The sequence below is a fragment of the Paraburkholderia sp. GAS41 genome (genome assembly GCF_050436545.1).
Lineage (GTDB): Bacteria > Pseudomonadota > Gammaproteobacteria > Burkholderiales > Burkholderiaceae > Paraburkholderia.
The window spans coordinates 56,010-76,810 of the sequence record NZ_JBNDMK010000002.1; the positions used below are offsets into that span (position 1 = coordinate 56,010).

The following is a 20,801-nucleotide window of genomic DNA, read 5'->3' on the forward strand; positions in this document are numbered from 1 at the left end:
CGGTACGTGCGCCTTATCGGCGTGCTTGCCGGATCATTGAAACGCCACTTCCGCAAAGCTGCGCAGCTTGCGACTATGCAAGCGGTGCAGTCCGTTGGTACGCAGCAGCTCCATCGCCTTCACACCAATCTGCAGATGCTGATCGACCTGCGCGCGATAGAACTGGTCCGCCATGCCGGGCAATTTCAGCTCGCCGTGCAAGGGCTTGTCCGAGACGCACAGCAAAGTGCCGTAGGGCACCCGGAACCGGAAGCCGTTTGCGGCAATCGTCGCGCTCTCCATATCCAGCGCAATGGCGCGGCTTTGCGACAAACGCTGCACGGGCTCGCGATGATCGCGCAACTCCCAGTTGCGGTTGTCGACGCTCGCCACCGTGCCGGTGCGCATCACGCGTTTGAGCTCGACGCCATCCAGCTGCGTCACTTGCGCGACCGCGCGCTCCAGCGCCACCTGCACTTCCGCGAGAGCAGGAATCGGCACCCACAAGGGTAGATCGTCGTCGAGCACATGATCCTCGCGCACATAGCCGTGCGCGAGCACGTAGTCGCCCAGACGCTGCGTGTTACGCAGACCGGCGCAGTGGCCCAGCATGATCCACGCATGCGGACGCAGCACGGCAATGTGATCGGTGATCGTCTTGGCGTTCGACGGGCCCACGCCAATGTTGATCATCGTGATACCGCTGCCGTCGGCGCGCTTCAGGTGATACGCGGGCATCTGCGGCAGACGCGGCGGCGGCGTGCCTTCGTCGGCCTGCTCGTTGAGGTTGGCGTTGTAGGTGATGACATCGCCCGGCTCGACGAACGACGTGTACTCGCTACGGTAAGTGCGGAGTTCCTCGTCGTCCGTATGAGCCATCATCGTGCGGCCCAGCTTGACGAATTCGTCGATGTAGAACTGGTAGTTCGTGTACAGCACGTAATTCTGGCAATGCGTGGGCGACGTCGCCGTGTAGTGCTTGAGCCGGTGCAGCGAGAAATCGACCCGCGCCGCCGTGAACAGCGCGAGCGGATGCGGCTCGCCAGGTGCTGGCTCGTATGTGCCGTTGACGATGCGGTCGTCGAGAAAGCGCAAGTCTGGCGTATCGAATACATCGCGAATGCCAAGCAGCCGCTCGCGGTCGAGATCGCCTTCCAGATGGATGCCTTCCGCAAACGCAAAATGGACCGGGATGGGCTGGTCCGACACCCCCACTTCGATCTTGACATGATGGTTCTTCGCCAGCAGCCGAAGCTGCTCGCGATAATAGTTGCCGAACAGGTCGGGCCGCGTCACGGTGGTTTCAAACACACCGGGGCCGGCCACGAAACCGTAGGAGCGGCGCGAGTCGATATGCGTATTGACCTCGGTGCACACCCTGACGAACGGGTAACACGCGCGCACCCGCCGCTCGAACGGCTCATTGCGCCGATACCGCGCAAACGCGTCGCGCAGAAAAGAGGTGTTCGCTTCGTAGATGGCAGACAGATGAGTGACGGCGTCCGCCGCGTCGTCGAAGGCCCCGGTCGGGAACTCATTGGCGGGCGTCTGCACCGCGCGCTGATTGGTGTTGTTGTTCATCTTCGTTCGCCTCAAATGATGATCGACCATACCACGGAACCTTGAAAGAATGAGCGTCGGGGCCCGACCAATCGGCATCTGTCAGATTGCGCGCACACCGCGCGCACGACGTGCGAAAGCGGCGCAAAATAAGGCTATCGCGCCCGTGAGCCAAGCTGGATTTGCTAGAATCGGGGCACCTTATTGGAGAATCACCATGAAGCCGCTCCTTCCCGTCGCCGTTGCGCTGGCGCTTGCCATCGCCAACACCGCGATGGCTGCCCAGCCAATGGACGCCCCGCCGCCGCCCGACAAGCCCTTGTCCGCCAACGAACAGGCCGGCCTGCCGGACCTGGCCGCGATCAACCGTCCGGCCGCTGAGGTCAGCTCGAAGGTCGAAATCAATCAGCCGCGCCTGCCGAGCTTCTATGAAAAGAGCCCGAACGGTACCGAGATCACGGAATACCGCGACAAGGGCAAGCCGGTTGAAATCAACGTGCACTCGAATCTCGGCACGAGCTATCACATGGGCGCGCCGCTGGACACCTCGCCGAGCGCAAACAGCAGCACCCGTCCGAGCACGCGTCTGCCGTCCGTGAGCCTGAGTTACTGAATCTGACTGTTCGTTCGACCCAGCGGCGGGACGCCGGTTCGCCCCGCTCGCGTCCTGCATGGGCTACCCGGGTCTTCAGCCTGCTTCTCCCGCTTGTCGTAACAACCCATACCTTGCCGCACTGGCCGCACTGCGCCAGCCCGACCACCTGATCCGACGTCTCCCGCATGGCTGTCTTCACCGCTGTTACCGAACCTCAACTCGCGCAATGGATGCGGCATTACGATCTCGGCGATGTCGTCGAATTTCGCGGCATCTCGTCCGGTATTGAAAACAGCAATTTCTTTCTCACGACCACTCGCGGCCAATACGTCCTCACGATTTTCGAAAAGTTGACGGCGCAGCAACTGCCGTTCTACCTCGATCTGATGCAGCATCTGGCGGCTCACCGTGTGCCCGTGCCCGACCCCATGCCGCGCGAAGACGGCGCGCTGTTCGGCATGCTGCACGGCAAACCCGCGGCCATCGTCACAAAACTCGAAGGCGGTCCGGAACTGGCGCCGGGCGTCGAGCACTGCATCGAAGTGGGTCAGATGCTGGCACGCATGCATCTCGCCGGACGCGACTATCTACGCTATCAGCCGAATCTGCGCAGCCTGCCGTGGTGGCAGGAAACCGTGCCCACTGTGCTGCCGTATCTCAGCGCGGAGCAGCGCGACCTGCTGTCGTCGGAACTCGCCCATCAGGCGGCATTTTTCACCTCGACCGATTACGCGGCGCTGCCCGAAGGCCCGTGCCATTGCGACCTGTTCCGTGACAATGTGCTGTTCGCCCACGCTGCGCCGGACAGCGGTCACGAGGTGCGCCTCGGCGGTTTCTTCGACTTTTATTTCGCCGGCTGCGACAAATGGCTCTTCGACGTGGCCGTGACGGTCAACGACTGGTGTGTCGATCTGACCACCGGCAAGCTCGACGAGACTCGCGTCGAGGCCATGCTGCGCTCCTATCAAACGGTGCGTCCGTTCACGCCAGAAGAGAACCGTCACTGGGGCGACATGCTGCGCGCCGGTGCTTACCGTTTCTGGGTCTCACGCCTGTATGATTTTCATATGCCGCGTGCGGCCGAACTGCTCAAGCCGCACGACCCGGGCCATTTCGAGCGCATTCTGCGCGAGCGCCTTTCCGGCGTTGCACTTCCAGGCATCCATACCTCATGCAACTAATTGAAGTTCCCGCGAAGACCGGCTATGTATGGTTTCGGCAAGGTATCTGGCTGTTCCGCAAGAACCCGCTCGCCTTCCTGACCCTGTTCTTCGCCTATCTGCTGGTGATGACGCTGGTTGCGCAGATCCCGTACGTAGGCGGCGTGCTGCCGCTTGCCTTCATTCCGGGTGTGGCGGTGGGCTTCATGGCGGCCTGTCGCGACACCATCGCGGGCAAGCCGGTGTTTCCCACTATTCTGGTGGACGGGTTCCGCTCGTATGGTTCGGTCGTCGCGAAGCGTCTGCTGGTGCTGGGCGGCTTTTACCTCGTCGCCATGGCGCTGGTGCTGGCCGGCTCCGCCCTCGCGGATAACGGCGTGCTGCTGAAGGTCATGCTGGGCACCAGCGCCATGGAGCCCGAGACCATTCTCAACAGCAACATTATGATGGGCATTTTCGCCGCCATGGCGTTCTATATCCCAGTCGCCATGCTGTTCTGGTTCTCGCCTGTTTTGACGGCATGGCACGAGGTGCCGCCGGTCAAGGCGATGTTCTTCAGCATCGTCAGTTGCTGGCGCAACCGCGGCGCGTTTGTTGTCTTCGGGGCCTTGTGGTTTGCCGTGGAAACCACCGTCATGTTCGGGCTGACCGCGCTGATGCAGGCGCTCGGTGCCGGCGACTTCGCGGTTGCCGTGTTGATGCCTGCCACCATCATCGTCACAACGATGCTTTACTGCTCGTTCTACGCGACCTATCGTGGCTGCTTCGGTGTGCCGGCCCCCGACACGCCCGATCTGCCCACCACACCGGCAAACTGATGACGCGCGTCCGACGCCTGAATACCGAGTTCGATAGCGGCCTCGTCTGGTTTCGCCGCGATCTGCGCAGCACCGATCAGGCGGCGCTTTACTATGCATTGAAGCATTGCCAGCGGGTGTGGTGCGTGTTCGTATTCGACACGACGATCCTGCAGCCGATCCTCGATACCTGGCGCGCCCGCCAGCCGGATCGCACTCCTGAAGACAGGCGGATCGAGTTCATCCTCAATGCGCTGGCGGAACTGGATCAGGCGCTGCGGCAACGAGGCGGCGGCGTGATCGTATTGCACGACGACGCGCGCAATGCCATCCCCGCGATCGCCGCGCAGCTCGAGGTCGAAGCCGTCTTCACGAATCATGACTACGAACCTGGCGCGCTGGAGCGCGATGACGCCGTACGCGAGCAGCTGGCCGGAGAAGGTCGCGAGCTGATCACGTTCAAGGATCAGGTGATCTTCGAGCGCGATGAAATTCTGACGGGACAAGGCAAGTCGTTCACGGTGTTCACGCCGTACAAGAATGCTTGGCTCAAGCAGCTCACTGCCTTCGATCTCAAGCCGTATCCGGTTGAAACGTATCTGGCGAATCTGGCGCCGCTGCCTGCCGCGCTCGATCGTGGGCTGCCTACGCTCGAGCAACTCGGCTTCGCGCCCAGCAACCTCGCCGATCTGAAGCTGCCCACCGGCATGACGGGTGCCCAGCACCTGCTCGACGATTTCCTCACCCGCGTCGACAGCTACGCCGACCGGCGCGATTTCCCGGCGGCCAAGGGACCCAGCTATCTGTCGATGCATTTGCGTTTCGGAACCGTGTCGATCCGCACGCTGGCGCGACTGGCGCACGAGCTCTCGCTGCAACCGGACGGGCAGGGCGCGGCGATCTGGCTATCGGAGCTGATCTGGCGGGACTTTTACTTCATGATCCTGTCGCACCATCCCAAGCTGGCGAGCGGCGCGGCGTTCAAAGCCGAATATGACGCATTGCGCTGGGAAACGGGTCGGCACGCAGACGCCGCGTTTGCGGCATGGTGCGAAGGGCGCACCGGCTACCCGCTGGTCGACGCGGCCATGCTGCAGCTCAATCAGACGGGCTACATGCACAACCGTCTACGCATGGTAACGGCGAGCTTTCTGGTGAAGGATTTGGGAATTGACTGGCGGCTCGGCGAACGTTATTTCGCGGAGCAACTGAACGACTTCGACTTCTCAGCGAATAACGGCGGCTGGCAGTGGGCGGCATCAACGGGCTGCGACGCGCAGCCGTATTTCCGCATCTTCAACCCTGTGACGCAGTCGGAAAAATTCGATCCGGAGGGACGCTTTATCAAGCGTTACCTCCCACAACTGGCTAACGTGCCACCAAAGTGGATTCACGCGCCGTGGCTGGCAGGAGCGGATCGGTTGTCGGATTTCGGCGTGACGCTGGAGAAAGACTATCCCGCACCGATTGTCGACCATGCCGAAGCGAGGCAACGCACGCTGGCGCGCTTCGGCAAGCAATGATAGTGGGCACTTACATGCCCGAACCCCGGCAACGCCGATGGTTCGTTTGACAGCAGCTTAGTGCTGGATCATCCACGTGGGATGACGAACGGTTGCTTCGCGATCGAGTTTGCGCATACGAAACTCGAGATCGTACAGATCCGTGGCTTCAGCCAGATAAGCGTCGCTACGCTCTTTGGCCATCTGGTCAGCGGACTTCGTCAGGAACAGGAACAAGCGGCTCAGAAGATACATGGTCGATCTCGAAAGAAGTATAGGGTTAGTGCCTAGTTGATAACCCTGATTATAGGGAAAACCCTAGGGCATGCCAAGCTCTTTTTCTGAGGTGCCTCTCTAGTCCTGCTCAGGCTCGGTCCGGCATCCAGTTAATATGCGCTAAGCCCGGCCTGGTGTGGCTCCGGCGGTAGTTCTCTCGGTTTCACGAGCCTTCACCACCCGCCGCTGATACCTGAAAAATTCCCAGATCAGGGCGCTTGCATCCGGCCCTTTGGATGAATGAAACGGTACCGCGTCATCGCCACCGCTCCACGCGTGGCCAAGGGACTGGACCCGGCACAATCGCACGACACGCCGGCCACCCTTCACGTAGTCGCGCATCACTACACCCGCCTTGCGTTCCTCGCGCATCTCACCAGCCTTTCGCTCGCCTTCGGCATCGAGCAGCCCGTTCAGCCGTAAGAATTCGGTCGTCAACTGCTCTGCATTGACGGGCGAGACCACATGATCCGCATCCCCATGAACAATGATGGCCGGCATACCCGGATAAGCCGCGACGTCAAGGGCTTCGTCGACCAGCACGACCGGGTCGTGCCGCGTGCCGCGTCGCATGACATCCATCGCAGCGATGCCCGAACGGGCCTCGCCGAATGCCGGTCCGGAGTGCAGCGCAACCGCCGCAAAGCGGTCCGGATAGCGCGTAGCAAGTAACGTTGCCAACCCCGCACCCGCCGACAGTCCGGCGACATGCACCCGTTCGCCGTCGAAACCATGCTCGGCCACCAGCGCATCGACTAGCGAGACCACCGCGAGTGCCTCCGCGCCGCCCGCCGTGTCGCTACCGTCGTACCAATGCCAGCAACGGTGTGCGTGGACATGCTTGGACTGCTCGGGATAGGCCACCGCAAAACCAAAACGGTCCGCGAGCAGGTTCATGCGTGTGCCTTCCGCGAATTCGTCAATGGATTGCTTGCAGCCGTGCAGCATCACGACGAGCGGCATCGGTGCGGAGGCCGTCCCGGGCGGCACGTACAGCCCATATTGCAGATGATTGACGAGACGCCCCGGCGCCGCCGGCGCCGAATGAAACGAGCGCGTCCACGACCCGCTCGCCCAGGCGGCAGCGCGCGGCCGGACCCGCGATTCACGGGCGCCAGGTCGCGGCGTTTCACGCTTGGCGGGTGCACGGACGGCGCTCGCCGGTTTTACCGGTTTGAGCTTGGTAGACGCTTTGCCCGTGGGCCGCACAGGTCGCGCAGCATTGCGCTTGACGTCTCGCGCGTGTTGAGCCTGGATCGAGAGCAGGCGTTTCAGACCGCCCAGCCAGATTTTCGTCAGACTTTTTGCCATTGATTGATGATCCTCGCAAAAAGGGACCGATACCTTTCTGTTGAACGGCAGGTCGTTGTGCATTGCACAATAACATCAATCCCAACCCACTGCTGAGCATCAAAAGCGCTGCCACAACATCGCGCGACAAACTCCGACGGGCACTCCCGTCTATACTGACAGTCAAATGCAGGGAACGCGTACGGCGCGTTTAAATGTTCTGTCGGCCAGATGCACGGCTGGCGCGTTAACTCATCATGGTCCTGATTCTACGCGGCACCTGCCGCGGTTCTTCACATGCCTGACTTGCCCTTCCACGTGTGGTATTCGATCACCAGCCTCGGCGGCGCCGGTCTGACGCTGCCGCTCGCGATTGCGATCGCGCTATGGCTGGCGCTCGGCTATTCGTGGCGCATGGCAGCCGGCTGGCTCTTGCTGCTGGGCGCGGCGATCGGCGTCGTCACGGTGACCAAACTGGCGTTTCTCGGCTGGGGTGTTGGCGTGCGGGAACTGGATTTCACCGGCCTGAGCGGTCACGCCGTCCTCTCCACGGCGGTCTATCCGGTCGCGCTGTTTTTGATGCTGTTGCCCGCGCGGCCCGGCATCCGTCTGGTGGGCGTGCTGCTCGGGCTGGCTGCCGGCGTCGCGGTTGGGCTGTCGCGGGTGGTGCTGGATGCGCATTCGCCGTCCGAGGCAATCACCGGCTGCATCGTCGGGGCGGTGACGGCGCTGATGTTCGTGCGCTGGTCGTGGGATGCGGAGCCGGGTCGGCTATCGGCGGTGCCTGTCGCCGTCAGTCTGCTGATGCTGACCGTCGGGCTGCACGGCGTGCATCTGCCCACGCAGCGCTGGGTCACGCATATCGCCCTCAAGGTGTCCGGCCACGAACGGCCGTTCATCCGTGCGCGCTGGAAGGCGGGGCACTACAAATCACCAAACGCCGCGGCTTTGTCGCAGACGCAAAATACGCTGGCGCCGCCCGCCGTTCTGGACGCCAACGACGTGTGACAGGTGACACGGCGGCTGCTCATGCCGTGTGCAGGTGGGTTGCGTCCACGCGCATCCAAAGTACGCGCTTCGTGACCGCCGTTGATCAATCGCTCACGCCGAGAATCACGCTCGATGCCTTGAAGACCGCGATCGCCGCTTTGCCTTCCGCCAAGCCAAGCGTATCGGCGCTTTCATTCGTGACGACGGCGGTGATGACGATGCCGCCATCGAGCGTCATCGACACCTCCGCATTGACCGCGCCGCGCTTCACGCTGTGCACGGTGCCACGCAACTGGTTGCGCGCGGACAGTTTGAGCGGCGCGCCGCCCTCCTCGACCACCAGCATGACCCACGAGGCCTTGATCAGGGCCCACGCCGCGACACCCTGCGCGAGACCCAGCGTTTCCGTGCTTTCATGCGTGAGTACCGAGACAATCGTCTGACCGCCCGGCAGTGTCAGCGAAACCTCGTCGTTCACCGCGCCGCGCCTGATCGAGGCAACCGTTCCATACAACTGGTTACGCGCGCTCGTTTTCATGCCCATTCTCCCGATCAGGGCCCAATCGTTCGCGAAACCGTCGATGGCGGCGCCCGCGCGCTCAAGGAACCGGCGGTGCTCATGTTCGATCGCATGAAACGTGTCGATCAGCCGCACCGCACGCGGCGTCAGCGTCGTCCCACCGCCGCCCTTGCCGCCGGCTGCCCGTGCCACCAGCGGCTCACCGGCGAGGTTGTTCATGGTGTCGATGGCGTCCCAGGCAGCCTTGTAGCTCATGCCGACCGCCTTCGCCGCCCCGGTAATCGAACCGGTCTCGCCGATTGCCGCCAGCAGTGCAATGCGCGACGCTCCGCCGAGCGTCTGCTCGCCGGACTGAAACCACACGGAGCCGCCGAGTTCGAGCGGTTCACGGATAGCAGATGTGGCATCAGGGTTGTCGGCGGGGACAAACGTAGCGCCGACGTTCGTCGCGCCAAGGTCTACCGCACTGGAATTGGCGGGCTTGGAAGGCATGTCGGAAGGTGCCAGAAAGGGGCTTTCATTATAGCGATGCCGTCTTCAATCCCCGCCCGCTCCGCCCGTGATCTTTGGCTTGCGCAACCTGCGCAGCAAGCGCTCGCCTTCCTGCGCGGTGTAGCGTTTCGACGCTTCACACCAACCGTGTGCGAAGCCTGCCTGGTAAGGAGCCGCATCGACCTGCTGAAGATAGCGCAACGCGACTGCCGCGTCGTTGCCGTCGCCGAGCACGCTCTGCATTAGCGCGACTGTTTTCGCGCTTTCCTTGCGGGTCTTCTGCGAGGCGATCGACGCGAAGAACTCCAGCGTATAGCGTAAGTACTTGGCTTGAATGCGTTCCTTGTGCCGAGCGCGTTCGTCGAGCGTGGTCAGTTTCGGAGCTTTGATCAGACGCTCGTAGTATTTATGCACGCGCTTTTGCGCATAGCCGCGCAATGAAGTCTCTACGATCTTTCCGGGCGGCTCCCGCGACGCCAATCCACTCAGCCATTCAAGCCACGCCAGCGCCAGCTGCGCGTAGCGCGCCGAACTCATGGCTGTCTGCACACGTTCGCGTGCTTCGAGACGCCGCGCGTCGGCACGTTCGAGGATCGTGGTCCAGCGTGTGGCGTCTGCGTCTGCGGTGGCAAGCGCCGGCAAGGTCGAATCGACGAACACGTCCCAGTCTCGCGCCTCGCCAAGCACCGTGCCCAACCATTTGAGATCCGGCGCAACGCGCGTCTTCCACGCGTCATCTTCCCAATGAGGAAAGATGCGCAACGCCGTTTTAAGACGCCGCTGCGCGATCCGCATCTGATGCACGAACTCTGTGCTAACAGCGTCACGGACGCCCGCGTCATTGCCGAACCACTGATCCGCGAGGTTACGGCCAATCGCGATCAACGCGGCTTGTGGCGTCGAGATGCCTGCCAGGTCAATGGGCGTAGCACGAGCGGGCTCAGTGACTTCGTGCGTGGCGTCGATGTCGCTGGCGCGGTCGAGTGCCGGGCGCAAAACCGGAAAGGCAGGTAGCGTACTGACCAATCTGCACGCTACCGCGAACAACGCAGTTAGCGAGGCGCTGGGAGCGTCGTCGACGAATGGGGTTGTCAGACGTAGTTCCCGCGACGGTGGCGTGTCGCCTTCGCTAGCAACGCCACAACGATCGAAAGCGATTTCCACGGCGATCCCCTCCGCCGCCAGCCAATGCCAGCCATTGCACTGGCACGTGAGCGTGGCGAGCGGCGCGAGATCATCTGCATCCGCCAGCGCATGCCTATAGGTCTCAGGGACGGCTGCAATGGCCCAACTGATCGACGCGTCGGCATCGAGCGCTGTCTCGCACACGATCTCGCACACCATGACGCCCGGGGAGTAAGCCGTCCGCTGACAGATCACCACGCGCCGCGCATCCGGCGACGTCTCCAGCGTGATCTGCAAGCCGGCCGCAGCCATCTTGTCGCTCTGTCGAAAACGGGTGCGCGTCACGTGCGAGGTGGCGCCCTGCGATTCCCCGTCGCGCGAGCCAGTGCGCCCTGCTTGTCCGGCTTGTCCGGCTTGTCCGGCTTGTCCGGCTTGTCCGGCTTGTCCAGCTTGTCCGGCTTGTCCAGCTTGCGGCAATTCGTCGAGCGCCTTGACGAACGCGGCATCGAGCCGCTGCGCCGTACCGACGCGACCGCCCCTTTCGTGCTGCACACACCACGCATGCAATGCCGATTGCGGAACATCAAGCACGATTTCGAGCACCCGGCCCATGTATTCCTCATCTTCTGAGCGAACGAGGCCGCGCACAGTACGAAAAGGCGAACCTCCTCTTCATCTTACATGGACGGAAAACCAGCAAGCTGTATCGCGGTCAATTCGCGGTCAGATTGAGCCTCGGACGACGGCCCCGCCGCAAAGGTGCATCTGATCGATCGCCCAGCAAACCCGAGCCTTCTTAAAGCCCTGCAGGCGCCGCTGGGCCGCCGCCCCTTGGCGGCCGCCCTGCCTGCCTCATAGCATGCGCGTCAAAACACGAAGCGACTCACACGACAGGCGCGTATTGCGCGATCCCATTGCCGAACGACCAGTTCTCCTTCGGCACATCCACGAGATTCACGAACACGTCCTGCGGGCGCACGCCCGGATTTTCCGCCAGATGCTCCGTGATCCTTTTGTAGAGCGCCTTCTTCAACTCCACCGTGCGCGTGTTGTTCGCTGTGATCTGGATCAGAACAAGATCGTCGCTCCGGTCGATATCCAGGTAGTGCTTACCGTAGAAGAAATTGTCCTCGTCATGTTCCGTGACGACCATGAAGATGTCGTCTTCCGGCACGTTGAAAATTTCCATCAACGAACGATGGATGCCCTGCGTGAGCGCCTTCCGGTACGCCGCCGGCTTGCCGGCGCGGACTGCAATTCGGGTGAACGGCATGATGAAAACTCCTTTTGTAAAAGATTGAGTTCACAGCTTAGGCCGCATCAATCATAATTAACAGATATCAATGAATATTTCATTTATTTTGAATTGAAATGAAAGTACTCGATCTGGATGCGGTGCGCGCCTTCGTTCTGGTTGCCGATCTGCACAGCTTTACCCGGGCGGCCGATGCGCTCGACACCACGCAATCCGCCGTCAGCCTGAAGCTCAAGCGGCTAGAGGCACATCTCGGCAAGCAACTGGTCGAACGCACGCCGCGCGTGGTGCGCCTCTCCGCCGACGGCATCGCGTTTCTCGGCGCCGCGCGCGACCTGCTGAATGCGCATGAACGGGCGCTCGGTTCGCTGTCCGTGGAGCGGCGCAGGCTTACGCTGGGCCTGAGCGAGCACGTCGCGGGCATGGACCTGCCAGATCTGCTCGCGAAGCTGAATGCCTACGATCCGGGGCTGGTGGTCGAATTGCATCTCGGCATGTCGGCGGCGCTGCTCGCGCAGTTTGACGAACGGCGGCTCGATGCCGTCATCGTCCGTTACGAACCGGACGATGCACCGCGTGACGATGCCACGGTGCTTTTCAGCGAGCCGCTCGGCTGGCTGGCCGCACCGGAATGGCTATTGCGGATCGGCGAGCCCCTGCCGCTCGCACTGCTCACGGCGCCGTGCAATGTGCGCACGGTCGCGATCCATGCGTTGGATGAGGCTCGCGTCGCATGGCGTGAGGCGTTTGTCGGTGGCGGGGTGGCCGCAGTCGGGGCCGCGGCCGCGGCTGGGCTTGCCGTGGCGCCGTTGGCACGGCGGGTGGCGCCACGCAGGCTGATCGACGTCGGCACGCGACTCGGCTTGCCGAAGTTGCCGGAATCGCGCGTGACGCTGCATTCGCGGCTGCGCGATCCGCGCTCGGTGGAGACGTTGAGGTTGTTGACCGAAGGGTTGGGGCGCGGGGGGTGAGCGGGTCGGAAGGGGCGCGGCGTCGCTTTGGTGAGAATAAAAAACCCAACCGGCTAGGGTATATAATGGAAAGCATGCGCATCATTGCCCGCATCGACGGTTTAATTGTCGTCATTTATCCTCATGACCACGCACCGCCACATGTCCATGTACTTGGCCCCGATGGCGAAATAATTTATCACCTGAATTGCCCAACCGGCCCAGTATCTATTCGCGAGGTTCGAGGCTATTCAGAACGCGAGGCAAAAAAACTCGCTAAGCGCGTGAACGAACTGGTGCCGTTCCTGTGCTCCGCATGGAAAGGAATCCACTCATGACTACGCACGAAGAATGGCGCATTGCCCGCGAACGGGGAGCCGAAACCGCGAAGCGGCCCGCCGCGCGCACGGCCTGCTATAAGTCCCGCACGAAGCGGCTCGAAATCGCGCTTACCAATGGTATTTCGTTGCTCGTTCCGATCGCCTACATCGAAGGGTTGCACAACGCCACAGCGGCCGATCTTCGTGAGATCGAGATTTTTGGCTTGGGCTCGGCACTCGTGTTTCCTGCGCTAGACGAGGTAGTTTCGGTGCACGCCCTGATAGACGGTGTGTTTGGTTCGAAGGCCTGGATGCGCGATATCGGACGGGTGGGCGGAAGCGCAAAATCAGAAGCGAAATCTACAGCTGCGCGTGAAAACGGTAAGAAGGGCGGCCGACCGCGCAAGGCTGCATAACGGGCGGCGGCCCTCGCGAGTCCTGCGCGCCCGGCCGCTGCCCCCCAGCATCAAACACCCATCAACGCCGTGAGCTCAATGCAGAATTGGCGGTAAATCACGGCTCCCGCCCGCTGAATTCGCCGCCGTATTCGCCATCGTCGCGGCCGGTACGGTGGGAACAGCTTTCGCCGATGAATTTGCCATTGCGGCAGCGGTCTTCGTCGAAGCGGGTTTGATCGCCACCTTCTGCGGCTTCGAATGCATCGCAGTCTGGACGTGACCGGCCTTGGCATGCGCTGTCTTGACCGCTTTAGTCGGCGCGCCGTTGACGCCCTTCGTGTGCGCGACCTTGACCGGCTTACCCGTCACACCCTTGATGTGCGCGGTCTTAACCGCTTTACCCGGCACGCTCTTCGCAGCGAGTCCGGGATGAGATTTAACTGGCTGCGCGGCGTGCAGCGAAGCCTTCTTCGGCTCAACCGTCTGCCGCTTGTTCTTGCCGGCGGCCGCCCCCCTAACCGCGGCCTTTTTACCCGCAGACGAAGACACATGCACCTTCTTCGGCGCATGCTTCGCTTCCGGCGGATTCCACACCTCAGCGTACTGCGCTGCCTGCGCCGTTCCTGCACACCACGCCACTGCCACCACTGCTGCCGCTACTGCTCGTACCCACATTGCCCGCCACTCCTGAACGTCGTTTACCTGTCTCGTCTTTTTCCTGCTGGGACGCGATTATACCCAATCCACCCTTGCAATAATCCACATCTGGACTAATATTGACACCAAGTACAGATAAGGACTCACCGCCATGCCTCATGCTGCTCGTGCCTCCCGTGACGCCCCGCCGCTGCGCCGGCCAATCACGGAACCTTCGCTGACCGAAATGTCGGCGGCCGGCTTGCGTGCTTTTTTCAAGATCGCGGACGATTGGGATCTGAGCACTGACGAACAGATCGTTCTGCTCGGCACACCTGGCCGCTCGACCTTCTTCAAATGGAAACACGATCCGCAAACGGCCCGGCTGGGACGCGACACGCTCGAGCGACTTTCGCTGCTGCTCGGTATTTACAAAGCACTGCAGATCTTGCTGCCACAACCGGCGGCTGCCGACGGCTGGATCAAACGTCCCAACAGTGCACCGCCATTCGGGGGGCGCCGTGCGCTCGACCGGATGCTCGCCGGCAATATCAGCGACCTCGTCGCCGTACGCCAGTATCTCGACGCAACGCGAGGCGGCTGGGCGTGACAGTACTGCATTGGCAAGACCGCTGGCACGTCGCGCCGCTTGACTGGTCGCCCGCGTATCGCGTGATTCCCACGCGTTTTCCGGCGGTGAATCTGTTCGACCGCGTCGCCACACCGGAAGACTTCGAGGCGCTTTACGCGCTCGAAGCCATGACCAACGACCGGCTGCGCACCGAAGTCGGTGAACTCGATCTGGTGCCGCGCGAAGAGCGCCGCTTCGGCCCCGGTTACGGGCCGATCATGGCAGCGCTCACGCATCTGAACCCGCTCGGCAGCCGCTTCTCGGACGGCAGCTACGGCGTGTTCTACTGCGCCCGTTCGCGTGCCACGGCCATTGCGGAAACGCGCTATCACACCGGCCAGTTTCTCGCGGCCACAGCCGAAGCGCCCATGCGTCAGCAGATGCGTCTGTACACGGTAATCGCGAGTGGCGAGGTGGTGGACTTGCGCGACGACGCAACGCTCGACCCCGACGTCCTGTCGCTGCACGACTATCTCGCGGGACAAGCGTTGGGGCGGGCGGTACGCGCAGCAGGAGCGCCGGGCATCGCCTATCCGTCAGTGCGCGATGCAGGCGGCGAATGTCTCGCGGCCTTCAGAACTTCGCTGCTGAAAGATTGCCATCACGCGGCATATCTGGAATACAACTGGAACGGCAACGCCGTCGACGTGGTGTTCGAACTGAATCAGGTGGGGTGAATCAAGGCAGCGCAAGCGCCGCGGCGCCTTCCGCGCGCGCCATGTCGACCGTGACGGACCACCGTTGCGGACGCCGCGCTTCGACCATCGTCAGCTTGCCGCCAGGCCCGAACGCACCCGTATCGATGAACACCTGTGCGCCGATCTGCTGGATGCTGCGCATTGGCGTGTGGCCGCAGTAGGTCAGCGACAAGCTGCGTTGCCGGCCTGGATCGCCGTTGCCCATGGCGAGCTGGCGTCCCCATAGCAGTTGCTGCCGCTCGTCGGCGGAAAACTCGCCCGTATCGAGGTCGGCGTCGGTGCCGAAGAATTCAGCGTGCAATACATTGAAACGCTCGTTGCCGCTGCCGATCACCCGGGCAAGCGGCAAGCGGCTCAACCGCTGCGCGTAATGGCGCAGCTTCTCATCGGACATTTGCACCGCCCACGAGCCGCCAATGCCGTACCACCACTGCCGCCGCAAGCGCCCTTCCGCGACGGCGCACAGCGTGTCCTCGTGGTTACCGAGCACGGCATAGAACCACGGTTTGTCGAGCAGCGCCAACGCTTCCTCGGACTGCGTGCCGCGATCGATCAGATCGCCGACGGAAAACAGCCGGTCGCGCGAGGGCTCGAAAGCCACTTCGCGCAGCAAATAGCGCAATGCATCCACGCAACCATGCAAATCGCCTACGACAAAGTCGCGGCCGGCGCGATTGGCAGCGTGATGTTCGACAGCAGTGACGAGAGCGGATGTCATGCGACCATGATAGATCGCCAACGAAAAGCGCGTATGCGCGCTTTCTATCTTTTCTCGGACGCCAGATCGCCGGTCCGTGCCGCAAGCTTACATTTGTCCGACCAGAATGCTGCGTTCCGGAAAAGGCTTCCGGAGCGCGGCGTCATGATGCGGCATCGAGCGGTCACTGTTGCTGGGCGCGCAGGTTCGCCACCTGCTCGGTCGTCACCATGGCTTGCGGATTCCCGAACTGCCGCGTCACGTAGTTCGAAATTGCGGCCACCTGAGCGTCGGTCAGTTCTGTGCCAAATGCCGGCATCAGCACATCGGCCTGTTTCGTGGTGCGGCTCACGCCGTGCAGTATCACCATCGCCAGATTGTTCGGATCGCTCGCGCCGGCGGTCGTGTTATGAATCAGTGACGGATACGCGCCGGGCGCGCTCGCGCCCACACCTTGCCCGGTCCAGCTGTGGCACGACGCGCAATTGGCGACGAACAATTGCGCGCCGTTCACGCCTGTAATCTCAGTGCCGCGCAGCGCGGTCACGTCGTTGGCGGGCGTGCCCCACTGGTCGCGCGGATGCGTTTCACCGCCCACCACAGGTGTGATGGAGCGCAAATAGGTGACGATCGAAGTCAGATCCTCGGCGCTCAGATACTGCGTGCTGTCCGCCACCACCTGAGCCATCGGACCCGCTGCATTCGCGCGGCCCGGCACGGCGCCGGTCGAGAGATAGCTGACCAGCTCGTCGTCGCTCCAATGCCCCACGCCGCTATTCTTGTCGGGCGTGATATTGAACGCGTGCCAGCCGGCCTGGCTCGCGCCGGCGAAGCGGTCAGTCGTCTTCAAACCCTGCAGAATGTTGCGCGGCGTATGGCACTCCTCGCAGTGCGCGAGACCTTCGACCAGATACGCGCCGCGATTCCATTTCGCGCTCTGCTTCGGGTCGGGCACGAAGCGGCCTTCGGTGAAATTGAACATATTCCAGAACACCATCAGCCAGCGCTGATTGAACGGAAAACGCATCTCGTTGCTCGGCGGCGTGTAATGGATTGGCGCAAGCGTGTTCAGATACGCGCGGATGGCCTGCACATCCTGACCGGTGACCTTCGTGTACTCGGCGTACGGAAATGCCGGATAAAGCCGCTCGCCGCTCTTGCCAATGCCCTGTTGCATTGCGCGCAGGAAATCGCTGTCGGTCCACTGGCCGATGCCGGTGTCCGGGGCGGGCGTGATGTTCGGTGTGTAGATCGTGCCGAACGGTGTGACGATCGGCAGGCCGCCCGCGAAAGGACGGCTCTTGTCGGCCGTGTGGCAGGCGACGCAATCGCCCGCGCGCGCGAGATAGGCGCCGCGCTTGACCAGATCCGGATCGGCGGCGGGCGTGTCCGTCGACGGCTGTCCGGAAGTGGCAGATTGCGCGGCTTGCCCCGCGTCATCGGCAAGCGCCTGGGCGATCGGCAATTCGTCGTCATGGTGCCGCGGCCGGTCATAAGCTTCATGCCACGCGACACACAGCGCAAACAGCGAGAAAGCCGCCGCGAGCGTCGCCACCCGTAGAAGGCGACGGCGTATGAGCTGCGCGAGCAAACCGGCCGGCTGCACGCGAGACGTTTTGTTCGTCATTGAGGCTCTCCGTCAGGGCTCGGATCAGATTTCATGCTTCAGCTTATCGGCGAGCTTCAACGACAAGGCCGCGATCGTCAGCGTGCAGTTCACCGAGGCAGCGGTGGGCATCACGGCGCTGCTCGCGATGAACAGATTCGAATGGTCGTGCGTGCGGCAGTCCTGATCGACCACTGAATCCGCCGGATCGCTGCCCATGATCGTCGTGCCCATGATGTGGTTGTTCGGCGCGAAGGTATCGTCGAACGCCACTTCAACGCCGCCGAACAGCGTCGCGATCTGCGCATACAGTTCGTGCGTATTCGCCGCGCTCTTTTTCACGTAGTCGTTGATCGAGTAGTAGATTTCCGGCTGCGCAATGCCGAGCGAATCCTTGTGATCCGCCGAGGGCACGATGCGGTTCTGCGGTTCGGCGAGATGTTCGTGGAAGCTGTTGATGTTCAGCGTGCGCGCTGCACGGTCGCGAATCTGGCGGTCGAGTTCCGCGCCGGTGAGACCTTGTTTGAGCAAGGCGGCGGTGACGGACATCGTCGGTACGCCGTTGGAAAGATGGAGTTTCTTCGCGGCATAGTCGGAGCGGAACGCGCCGTCGCGGAAGTTCACCACCGAGGTCATTTCCATCGGTCCGCGTCCGGGCCACAGCGGCTCGTTCGCCAGAAAGCTCACGCCCGTGCCCGGATGGTCCATCAGATTGCGCCCCACCTGGTCGGAACTGTTGCCGACGCCGTGCGGGAATGTGTCGGAGGTCGACATCAGCATCAGCTTCGGCGTTTCGATACCGTTGGCCGCGAGCACGAACAGCTTGCCGCTCACGCGCGTGCTGTTGCCGTTCGGATCCTTGTAATGGACCGCCGTAATGAGCCCCTTGTTGTCCGCTTCGACGCGGTACACCACGGCCTCCGGGATTAGCCTGGCTCCAGCCTGCTCGGCTTTTTCAGCGTGGACGACGCCGTTATACATGGCGCCGATCGGGCAGATCGGCATGCAGTTGTTGTTGCCGCAACAGGTTGGCCGGGCATTGTAAGGCCGGCTGTTGCGCGCCACCGGTTCGGGCACGACCTTGAAGCCATGCGCGTTGAGCACGTCGCTAAAGCGCTGATCCATGTAGGACAATGGCAACGCGCTCATCGGATAGGGTTTCGAACGCGGTGAGCCGAGGTCGATCGTGCTGTCCGGACCTGACACACCGAGCTGCACTTCCGCGGCGGCGTACCAGGGCTCCAGCGTCTCGTACGGGTAAGGCCAATCGCGCCCCACGCCGTACAGTTTCTTCAACTGGAAATCCGCCGGCAGGAGCCGCCACGCCGCCGCCGCCCAGTGCCATGTCGTGCCGCCCACCAGCCGCACGTACTGCGAATTGTAGGGATAGTCGCCTTTCTGGATTAGGTAATTGTTGGCGGGCGAATACTCGGGATGCGGCGCGTAAGGCGTCGAAGGATAGGGCGTGGCAAAGTCGGACTTGGCTGGAGAATTGCGAAAGTTTTCGACGATCTGCCAGCGCGGCACACGCGGCCCGGCTTCAAGCACGATCACCGATGCGCCTGCCAGCGCCATCTGATGCGCGACCAGACCGCCCGCCACGCCCGAACCGACCACGACGACGTCAGCGGAATTGGAATTTGCCATTGTTGCCCTCTTTCACAGGCTTATCGTTGCTTGCTGATTGATGCATGCTGCAGGCGCGGATGATGCGACCCACGACACGTTCGAGAGGCATGCCATGCACTAGGCGCCAGCGGGCTTTTGCGTCCAGTAGAACGGCACGTCGCGGCAATACGACGGCACCGTCAACACGTCCTTGACCGGATCGAACATCAACGCGTTTTCATAGGCCACGACCTGGACATGCGGCATATCGCCGATCAGGCCGAGATACCAGCCACGCATGATGGCGCTGACGGTCTTTGCAAGCGCGGGCTGATCGACCTGCAATGCTTGCGTGACGGTGTCCGACGGTACGCCGCCATGGCCGTGCAACCAGGTATTGAGGGCGGCGACGTTTTGCGTGAACTGGCTGTCGGTGCGGGAGAGCGCCTCATAGACGCGCTTGCCGAGAATCGGATCGAAGCTTGTGCGCCCCGTGAGATGCTGCGAAAGAACGAGGAATGCATCGAGGCCGCCCCCTGCGGGCGGCGTGTCAGCAAAGGCTAAGGGGATTCCGAACGGCGCTCCGAAGCGCCCGGCGCTCGTGAACGCCAGCGCGGCAGCGGCCGCGCATGTGCCGAGGAGCCACGTGCGGCGGCCGGCGGATTGGACTTGCGTCACCTCGCGGCGCGCAGCGTTCTTATGGTTGTTCTGGACATCTGTCACGGGCGCTCCACAGATGATGAGTCAATTTCAACCAGCGAACCCATGATTCAATGGACTATTGCCGCTGCGGGTGATGCCGGTTGTCCGCCCCAAACCTCTGGTCAGTGCCGCTCAAGCGGTCTCATTCGTCAATGAAAGCCCAACGCAAGGCCGTTGCACGACACTTGCGAGAGACGACTATAGCCGCCTCGCGTCCATTCGACAAATGGTGCTCGACGCTCGCTGTAGAATCGACCTCGCTCAATTTCTGCTTGACAGTGCTGCGCTCATACAGGACTCCCTCACCTCAACCGCCCATGCCAACGAATATTTATCCGCAAGTTCTACGCAACCGGCCGCGCATGGTCGCCGCGCTGGCAATCGGTATCATCGTCGCGTTGGCGGTGCCTTCGCACATGCGGCCGATGGTGCGCGTGCTGGCCGCGTGGGACCTCGCGATATGGACCTACCTCGTGCTCATCTGGGTGCATATGGCGAAGGCCCATGAAAATGAGGTGCGCGAATTCGCGCAACGCGACGACGAAAACGCCGGCGTCGTGCTATTCGTGATCTGCCTCGCCACGCTCGCGAGCATCGCGGCTATCGTCCTTGAACTGGCGTCGGCGAAAAACCTCGGCACCGCGTCGACGCTCGCGCACTATCTGCTGACCGGCCTGACGATGTTCGGCGCCTGGTTCCTGATTCCGACCATCTTCACCCTGCATTACGCACGGCTCTACTACGCCAACCCGGACGAGACCGCGCTGCTGTTCCCCGATACCAAGCTGCAGCCGAACTACTGGGACTTCCTGTACTTCTCGTTCACGATTGCCGTGGCGTCGCAGACTTCGGATGTCGTGCTGCGTTCGCGCTCGATCCGGCGTGCCGCGCTGGCGCAATCGATCCTTTCGTTCTACTTCAACGTGGCCGTGCTGGGCCTGTGTGTCAATATCGCGGCAGGGTTGCTCGGTTCGTGACGTGAAGCGAAACGTGGCGTCCGGCAGCGGGCCGGCG

General features: G+C 62.4%; 22 protein-coding genes. 11 read left to right on the forward strand and 11 right to left on the reverse strand.

The features are described 5' to 3' along the window. Nucleotides 1-33 precede the first annotated feature (33 nt). Nucleotides 34-1,560, reverse strand: a complete 1,527-nt coding sequence (locus P3T43_RS03435; RefSeq protein ID WP_429279641.1) for an AMP nucleosidase — start codon at nt 1,558-1,560, stop codon at nt 34-36. Nucleotides 1,561-1,756: 196 nt separating this feature from the next. Here P3T43_RS03435 and P3T43_RS03440 point away from each other — a divergent pair, with 196 nt between their 5' ends. From P3T43_RS03440 to P3T43_RS03455, 4 genes are all read left to right on the forward strand, one after another. Continuing rightward, entirely contained in the window at nt 1,757-2,152 is a 396-nt protein-coding gene (locus P3T43_RS03440; RefSeq protein WP_429279642.1) for a hypothetical protein, read from the forward strand. Nucleotides 2,153-2,319: 167 nt separating this feature from the next. Next, nucleotides 2,320-3,315, forward strand: coding sequence for a homoserine kinase (locus P3T43_RS03445; RefSeq protein WP_429279643.1), 996 nt, complete (start codon nt 2,320-2,322; stop codon nt 3,313-3,315). After that, nucleotides 3,306-4,112, forward strand: coding sequence for a BPSS1780 family membrane protein (locus P3T43_RS03450; RefSeq protein ID WP_429279644.1), 807 nt, complete (start codon nt 3,306-3,308; stop codon nt 4,110-4,112). Before P3T43_RS03445 ends, P3T43_RS03450 begins: the two co-directional genes overlap by 10 nt. Further along, a complete protein-coding gene (locus P3T43_RS03455; protein WP_429279645.1) occupies nt 4,112-5,614 on the forward strand; it encodes a cryptochrome/photolyase family protein in 1,503 nt (500 codons plus the stop codon). The genes P3T43_RS03450 and P3T43_RS03455 overlap by 1 nt, the downstream gene beginning before the upstream one ends. Before the next feature lie 57 nt (nt 5,615-5,671). Here the strand turns inward: P3T43_RS03455 and P3T43_RS03460 are convergent, their stop codons facing one another. After that, on the reverse strand, nt 5,672-5,848 hold the full coding sequence (locus P3T43_RS03460) for a DUF3563 family protein (protein WP_429279646.1): 177 nt from the start codon (nt 5,846-5,848) through the stop codon (nt 5,672-5,674). A gap of 141 nt (nt 5,849-5,989) precedes the next feature. Continuing rightward, a complete protein-coding gene (locus P3T43_RS03465) occupies nt 5,990-7,180 on the reverse strand; it encodes an extracellular catalytic domain type 1 short-chain-length polyhydroxyalkanoate depolymerase (RefSeq protein WP_429279647.1) in 1,191 nt (396 codons plus the stop codon). A 276-nt stretch (nt 7,181-7,456) separates the two neighbouring features. Here P3T43_RS03465 and P3T43_RS03470 point away from each other — a divergent pair, with 276 nt between their 5' ends. Next, the gene (locus tag P3T43_RS03470; protein ID WP_429279648.1) at nt 7,457-8,167 is read left to right on the forward strand and encodes a phosphatase PAP2 family protein; all 711 of its coding nucleotides are present in this window, start codon (nt 7,457-7,459) and stop codon (nt 8,165-8,167) included. An 85-nt stretch (nt 8,168-8,252) separates the two neighbouring features. Here P3T43_RS03470 and P3T43_RS03475 read toward each other — a convergent pair whose 3' ends face one another. The 3 genes from P3T43_RS03475 to P3T43_RS03485 all read right to left on the reverse strand — a co-directional run bounded on the left by P3T43_RS03475 (nt 8,253) and on the right by P3T43_RS03485 (nt 11,559). Continuing rightward, nucleotides 8,253-9,161: a TOBE domain-containing protein gene (locus P3T43_RS03475; RefSeq protein ID WP_429279649.1), complete on the reverse strand. Its 909-nt coding sequence runs from the start codon at nt 9,159-9,161 to the stop codon at nt 8,253-8,255. Nucleotides 9,162-9,206: 45 nt separating this feature from the next. Next, the gene (locus P3T43_RS03480) at nt 9,207-10,898 is read right to left on the reverse strand and encodes a CHAD domain-containing protein (RefSeq protein ID WP_429279650.1); all 1,692 of its coding nucleotides are present in this window, start codon (nt 10,896-10,898) and stop codon (nt 9,207-9,209) included. A 271-nt stretch (nt 10,899-11,169) separates the two neighbouring features. Further along, nucleotides 11,170-11,559: a tautomerase family protein gene (locus tag P3T43_RS03485; RefSeq protein ID WP_429279651.1), complete on the reverse strand. Its 390-nt coding sequence runs from the start codon at nt 11,557-11,559 to the stop codon at nt 11,170-11,172. 98 nt (nt 11,560-11,657) lie between these two features. Here P3T43_RS03485 and P3T43_RS03490 point away from each other — a divergent pair, with 98 nt between their 5' ends. From P3T43_RS03490 to P3T43_RS03500, 3 genes are all read left to right on the forward strand, one after another. Beyond that, nucleotides 11,658-12,512, forward strand: a complete 855-nt coding sequence (locus P3T43_RS03490; protein ID WP_429279652.1) for a LysR substrate-binding domain-containing protein — start codon at nt 11,658-11,660, stop codon at nt 12,510-12,512. A 74-nt stretch (nt 12,513-12,586) separates the two neighbouring features. Continuing rightward, nucleotides 12,587-12,829, forward strand: a complete 243-nt coding sequence (locus tag P3T43_RS03495) for a DUF4160 domain-containing protein (RefSeq protein ID WP_429279653.1) — start codon at nt 12,587-12,589, stop codon at nt 12,827-12,829. Continuing rightward, nucleotides 12,826-13,227 (forward strand): DUF2442 domain-containing protein, encoded by a 402-nt coding sequence (locus P3T43_RS03500; protein WP_429279654.1) that lies wholly within the window; start codon nt 12,826-12,828, stop codon nt 13,225-13,227. Before P3T43_RS03495 ends, P3T43_RS03500 begins: the two co-directional genes overlap by 4 nt. A gap of 75 nt (nt 13,228-13,302) precedes the next feature. On the opposite strand, the gene P3T43_RS03505 is transcribed toward P3T43_RS03500, so the two are convergent. Next, the gene (locus P3T43_RS03505; protein WP_429279655.1) at nt 13,303-13,884 is read right to left on the reverse strand and encodes a hypothetical protein; all 582 of its coding nucleotides are present in this window, start codon (nt 13,882-13,884) and stop codon (nt 13,303-13,305) included. Between the two features lie 133 nt (nt 13,885-14,017). On the opposite strand from P3T43_RS03505, the gene P3T43_RS03510 reads away from it, so the two are divergent. Beyond that, nucleotides 14,018-14,455, forward strand: coding sequence for an MbcA/ParS/Xre antitoxin family protein (locus P3T43_RS03510; RefSeq protein WP_429279656.1), 438 nt, complete (start codon nt 14,018-14,020; stop codon nt 14,453-14,455). Continuing rightward, nucleotides 14,452-15,153, forward strand: coding sequence for an RES family NAD+ phosphorylase (locus P3T43_RS03515; protein WP_429279657.1), 702 nt, complete (start codon nt 14,452-14,454; stop codon nt 15,151-15,153). The genes P3T43_RS03510 and P3T43_RS03515 overlap by 4 nt, the downstream gene beginning before the upstream one ends. A gap of 1 nt (nt 15,154) precedes the next feature. Here the strand turns inward: P3T43_RS03515 and P3T43_RS03520 are convergent, their stop codons facing one another. The 4 genes from P3T43_RS03520 to P3T43_RS03535 form a co-directional block, all read right to left on the reverse strand. Then, nucleotides 15,155-15,892: a metallophosphoesterase gene (locus tag P3T43_RS03520; RefSeq protein ID WP_429279658.1), complete on the reverse strand. Its 738-nt coding sequence runs from the start codon at nt 15,890-15,892 to the stop codon at nt 15,155-15,157. A 163-nt stretch (nt 15,893-16,055) separates the two neighbouring features. Continuing rightward, nucleotides 16,056-17,498 carry a c-type cytochrome gene (locus P3T43_RS03525; protein WP_429279659.1) on the reverse strand — a complete coding sequence of 481 codons (1,443 nt, stop codon included), beginning with the start codon at nt 17,496-17,498 and terminating at the stop codon, nt 16,056-16,058. A 24-nt stretch (nt 17,499-17,522) separates the two neighbouring features. Beyond that, the gene (locus P3T43_RS03530) at nt 17,523-19,124 is read right to left on the reverse strand and encodes a GMC family oxidoreductase (protein WP_429279660.1); all 1,602 of its coding nucleotides are present in this window, start codon (nt 19,122-19,124) and stop codon (nt 17,523-17,525) included. A gap of 99 nt (nt 19,125-19,223) precedes the next feature. Further along, nucleotides 19,224-19,808: a sugar dehydrogenase complex small subunit gene (locus P3T43_RS03535; protein ID WP_429279661.1), complete on the reverse strand. Its 585-nt coding sequence runs from the start codon at nt 19,806-19,808 to the stop codon at nt 19,224-19,226. Nucleotides 19,809-20,104: 296 nt separating this feature from the next. Here P3T43_RS03535 and P3T43_RS03540 point away from each other — a divergent pair, with 296 nt between their 5' ends. Continuing rightward, nucleotides 20,105-20,764 carry a DUF1345 domain-containing protein gene (locus P3T43_RS03540; protein ID WP_429279662.1) on the forward strand — a complete coding sequence of 220 codons (660 nt, stop codon included), beginning with the start codon at nt 20,105-20,107 and terminating at the stop codon, nt 20,762-20,764. Nucleotides 20,765-20,801 lie beyond the last annotated feature (37 nt).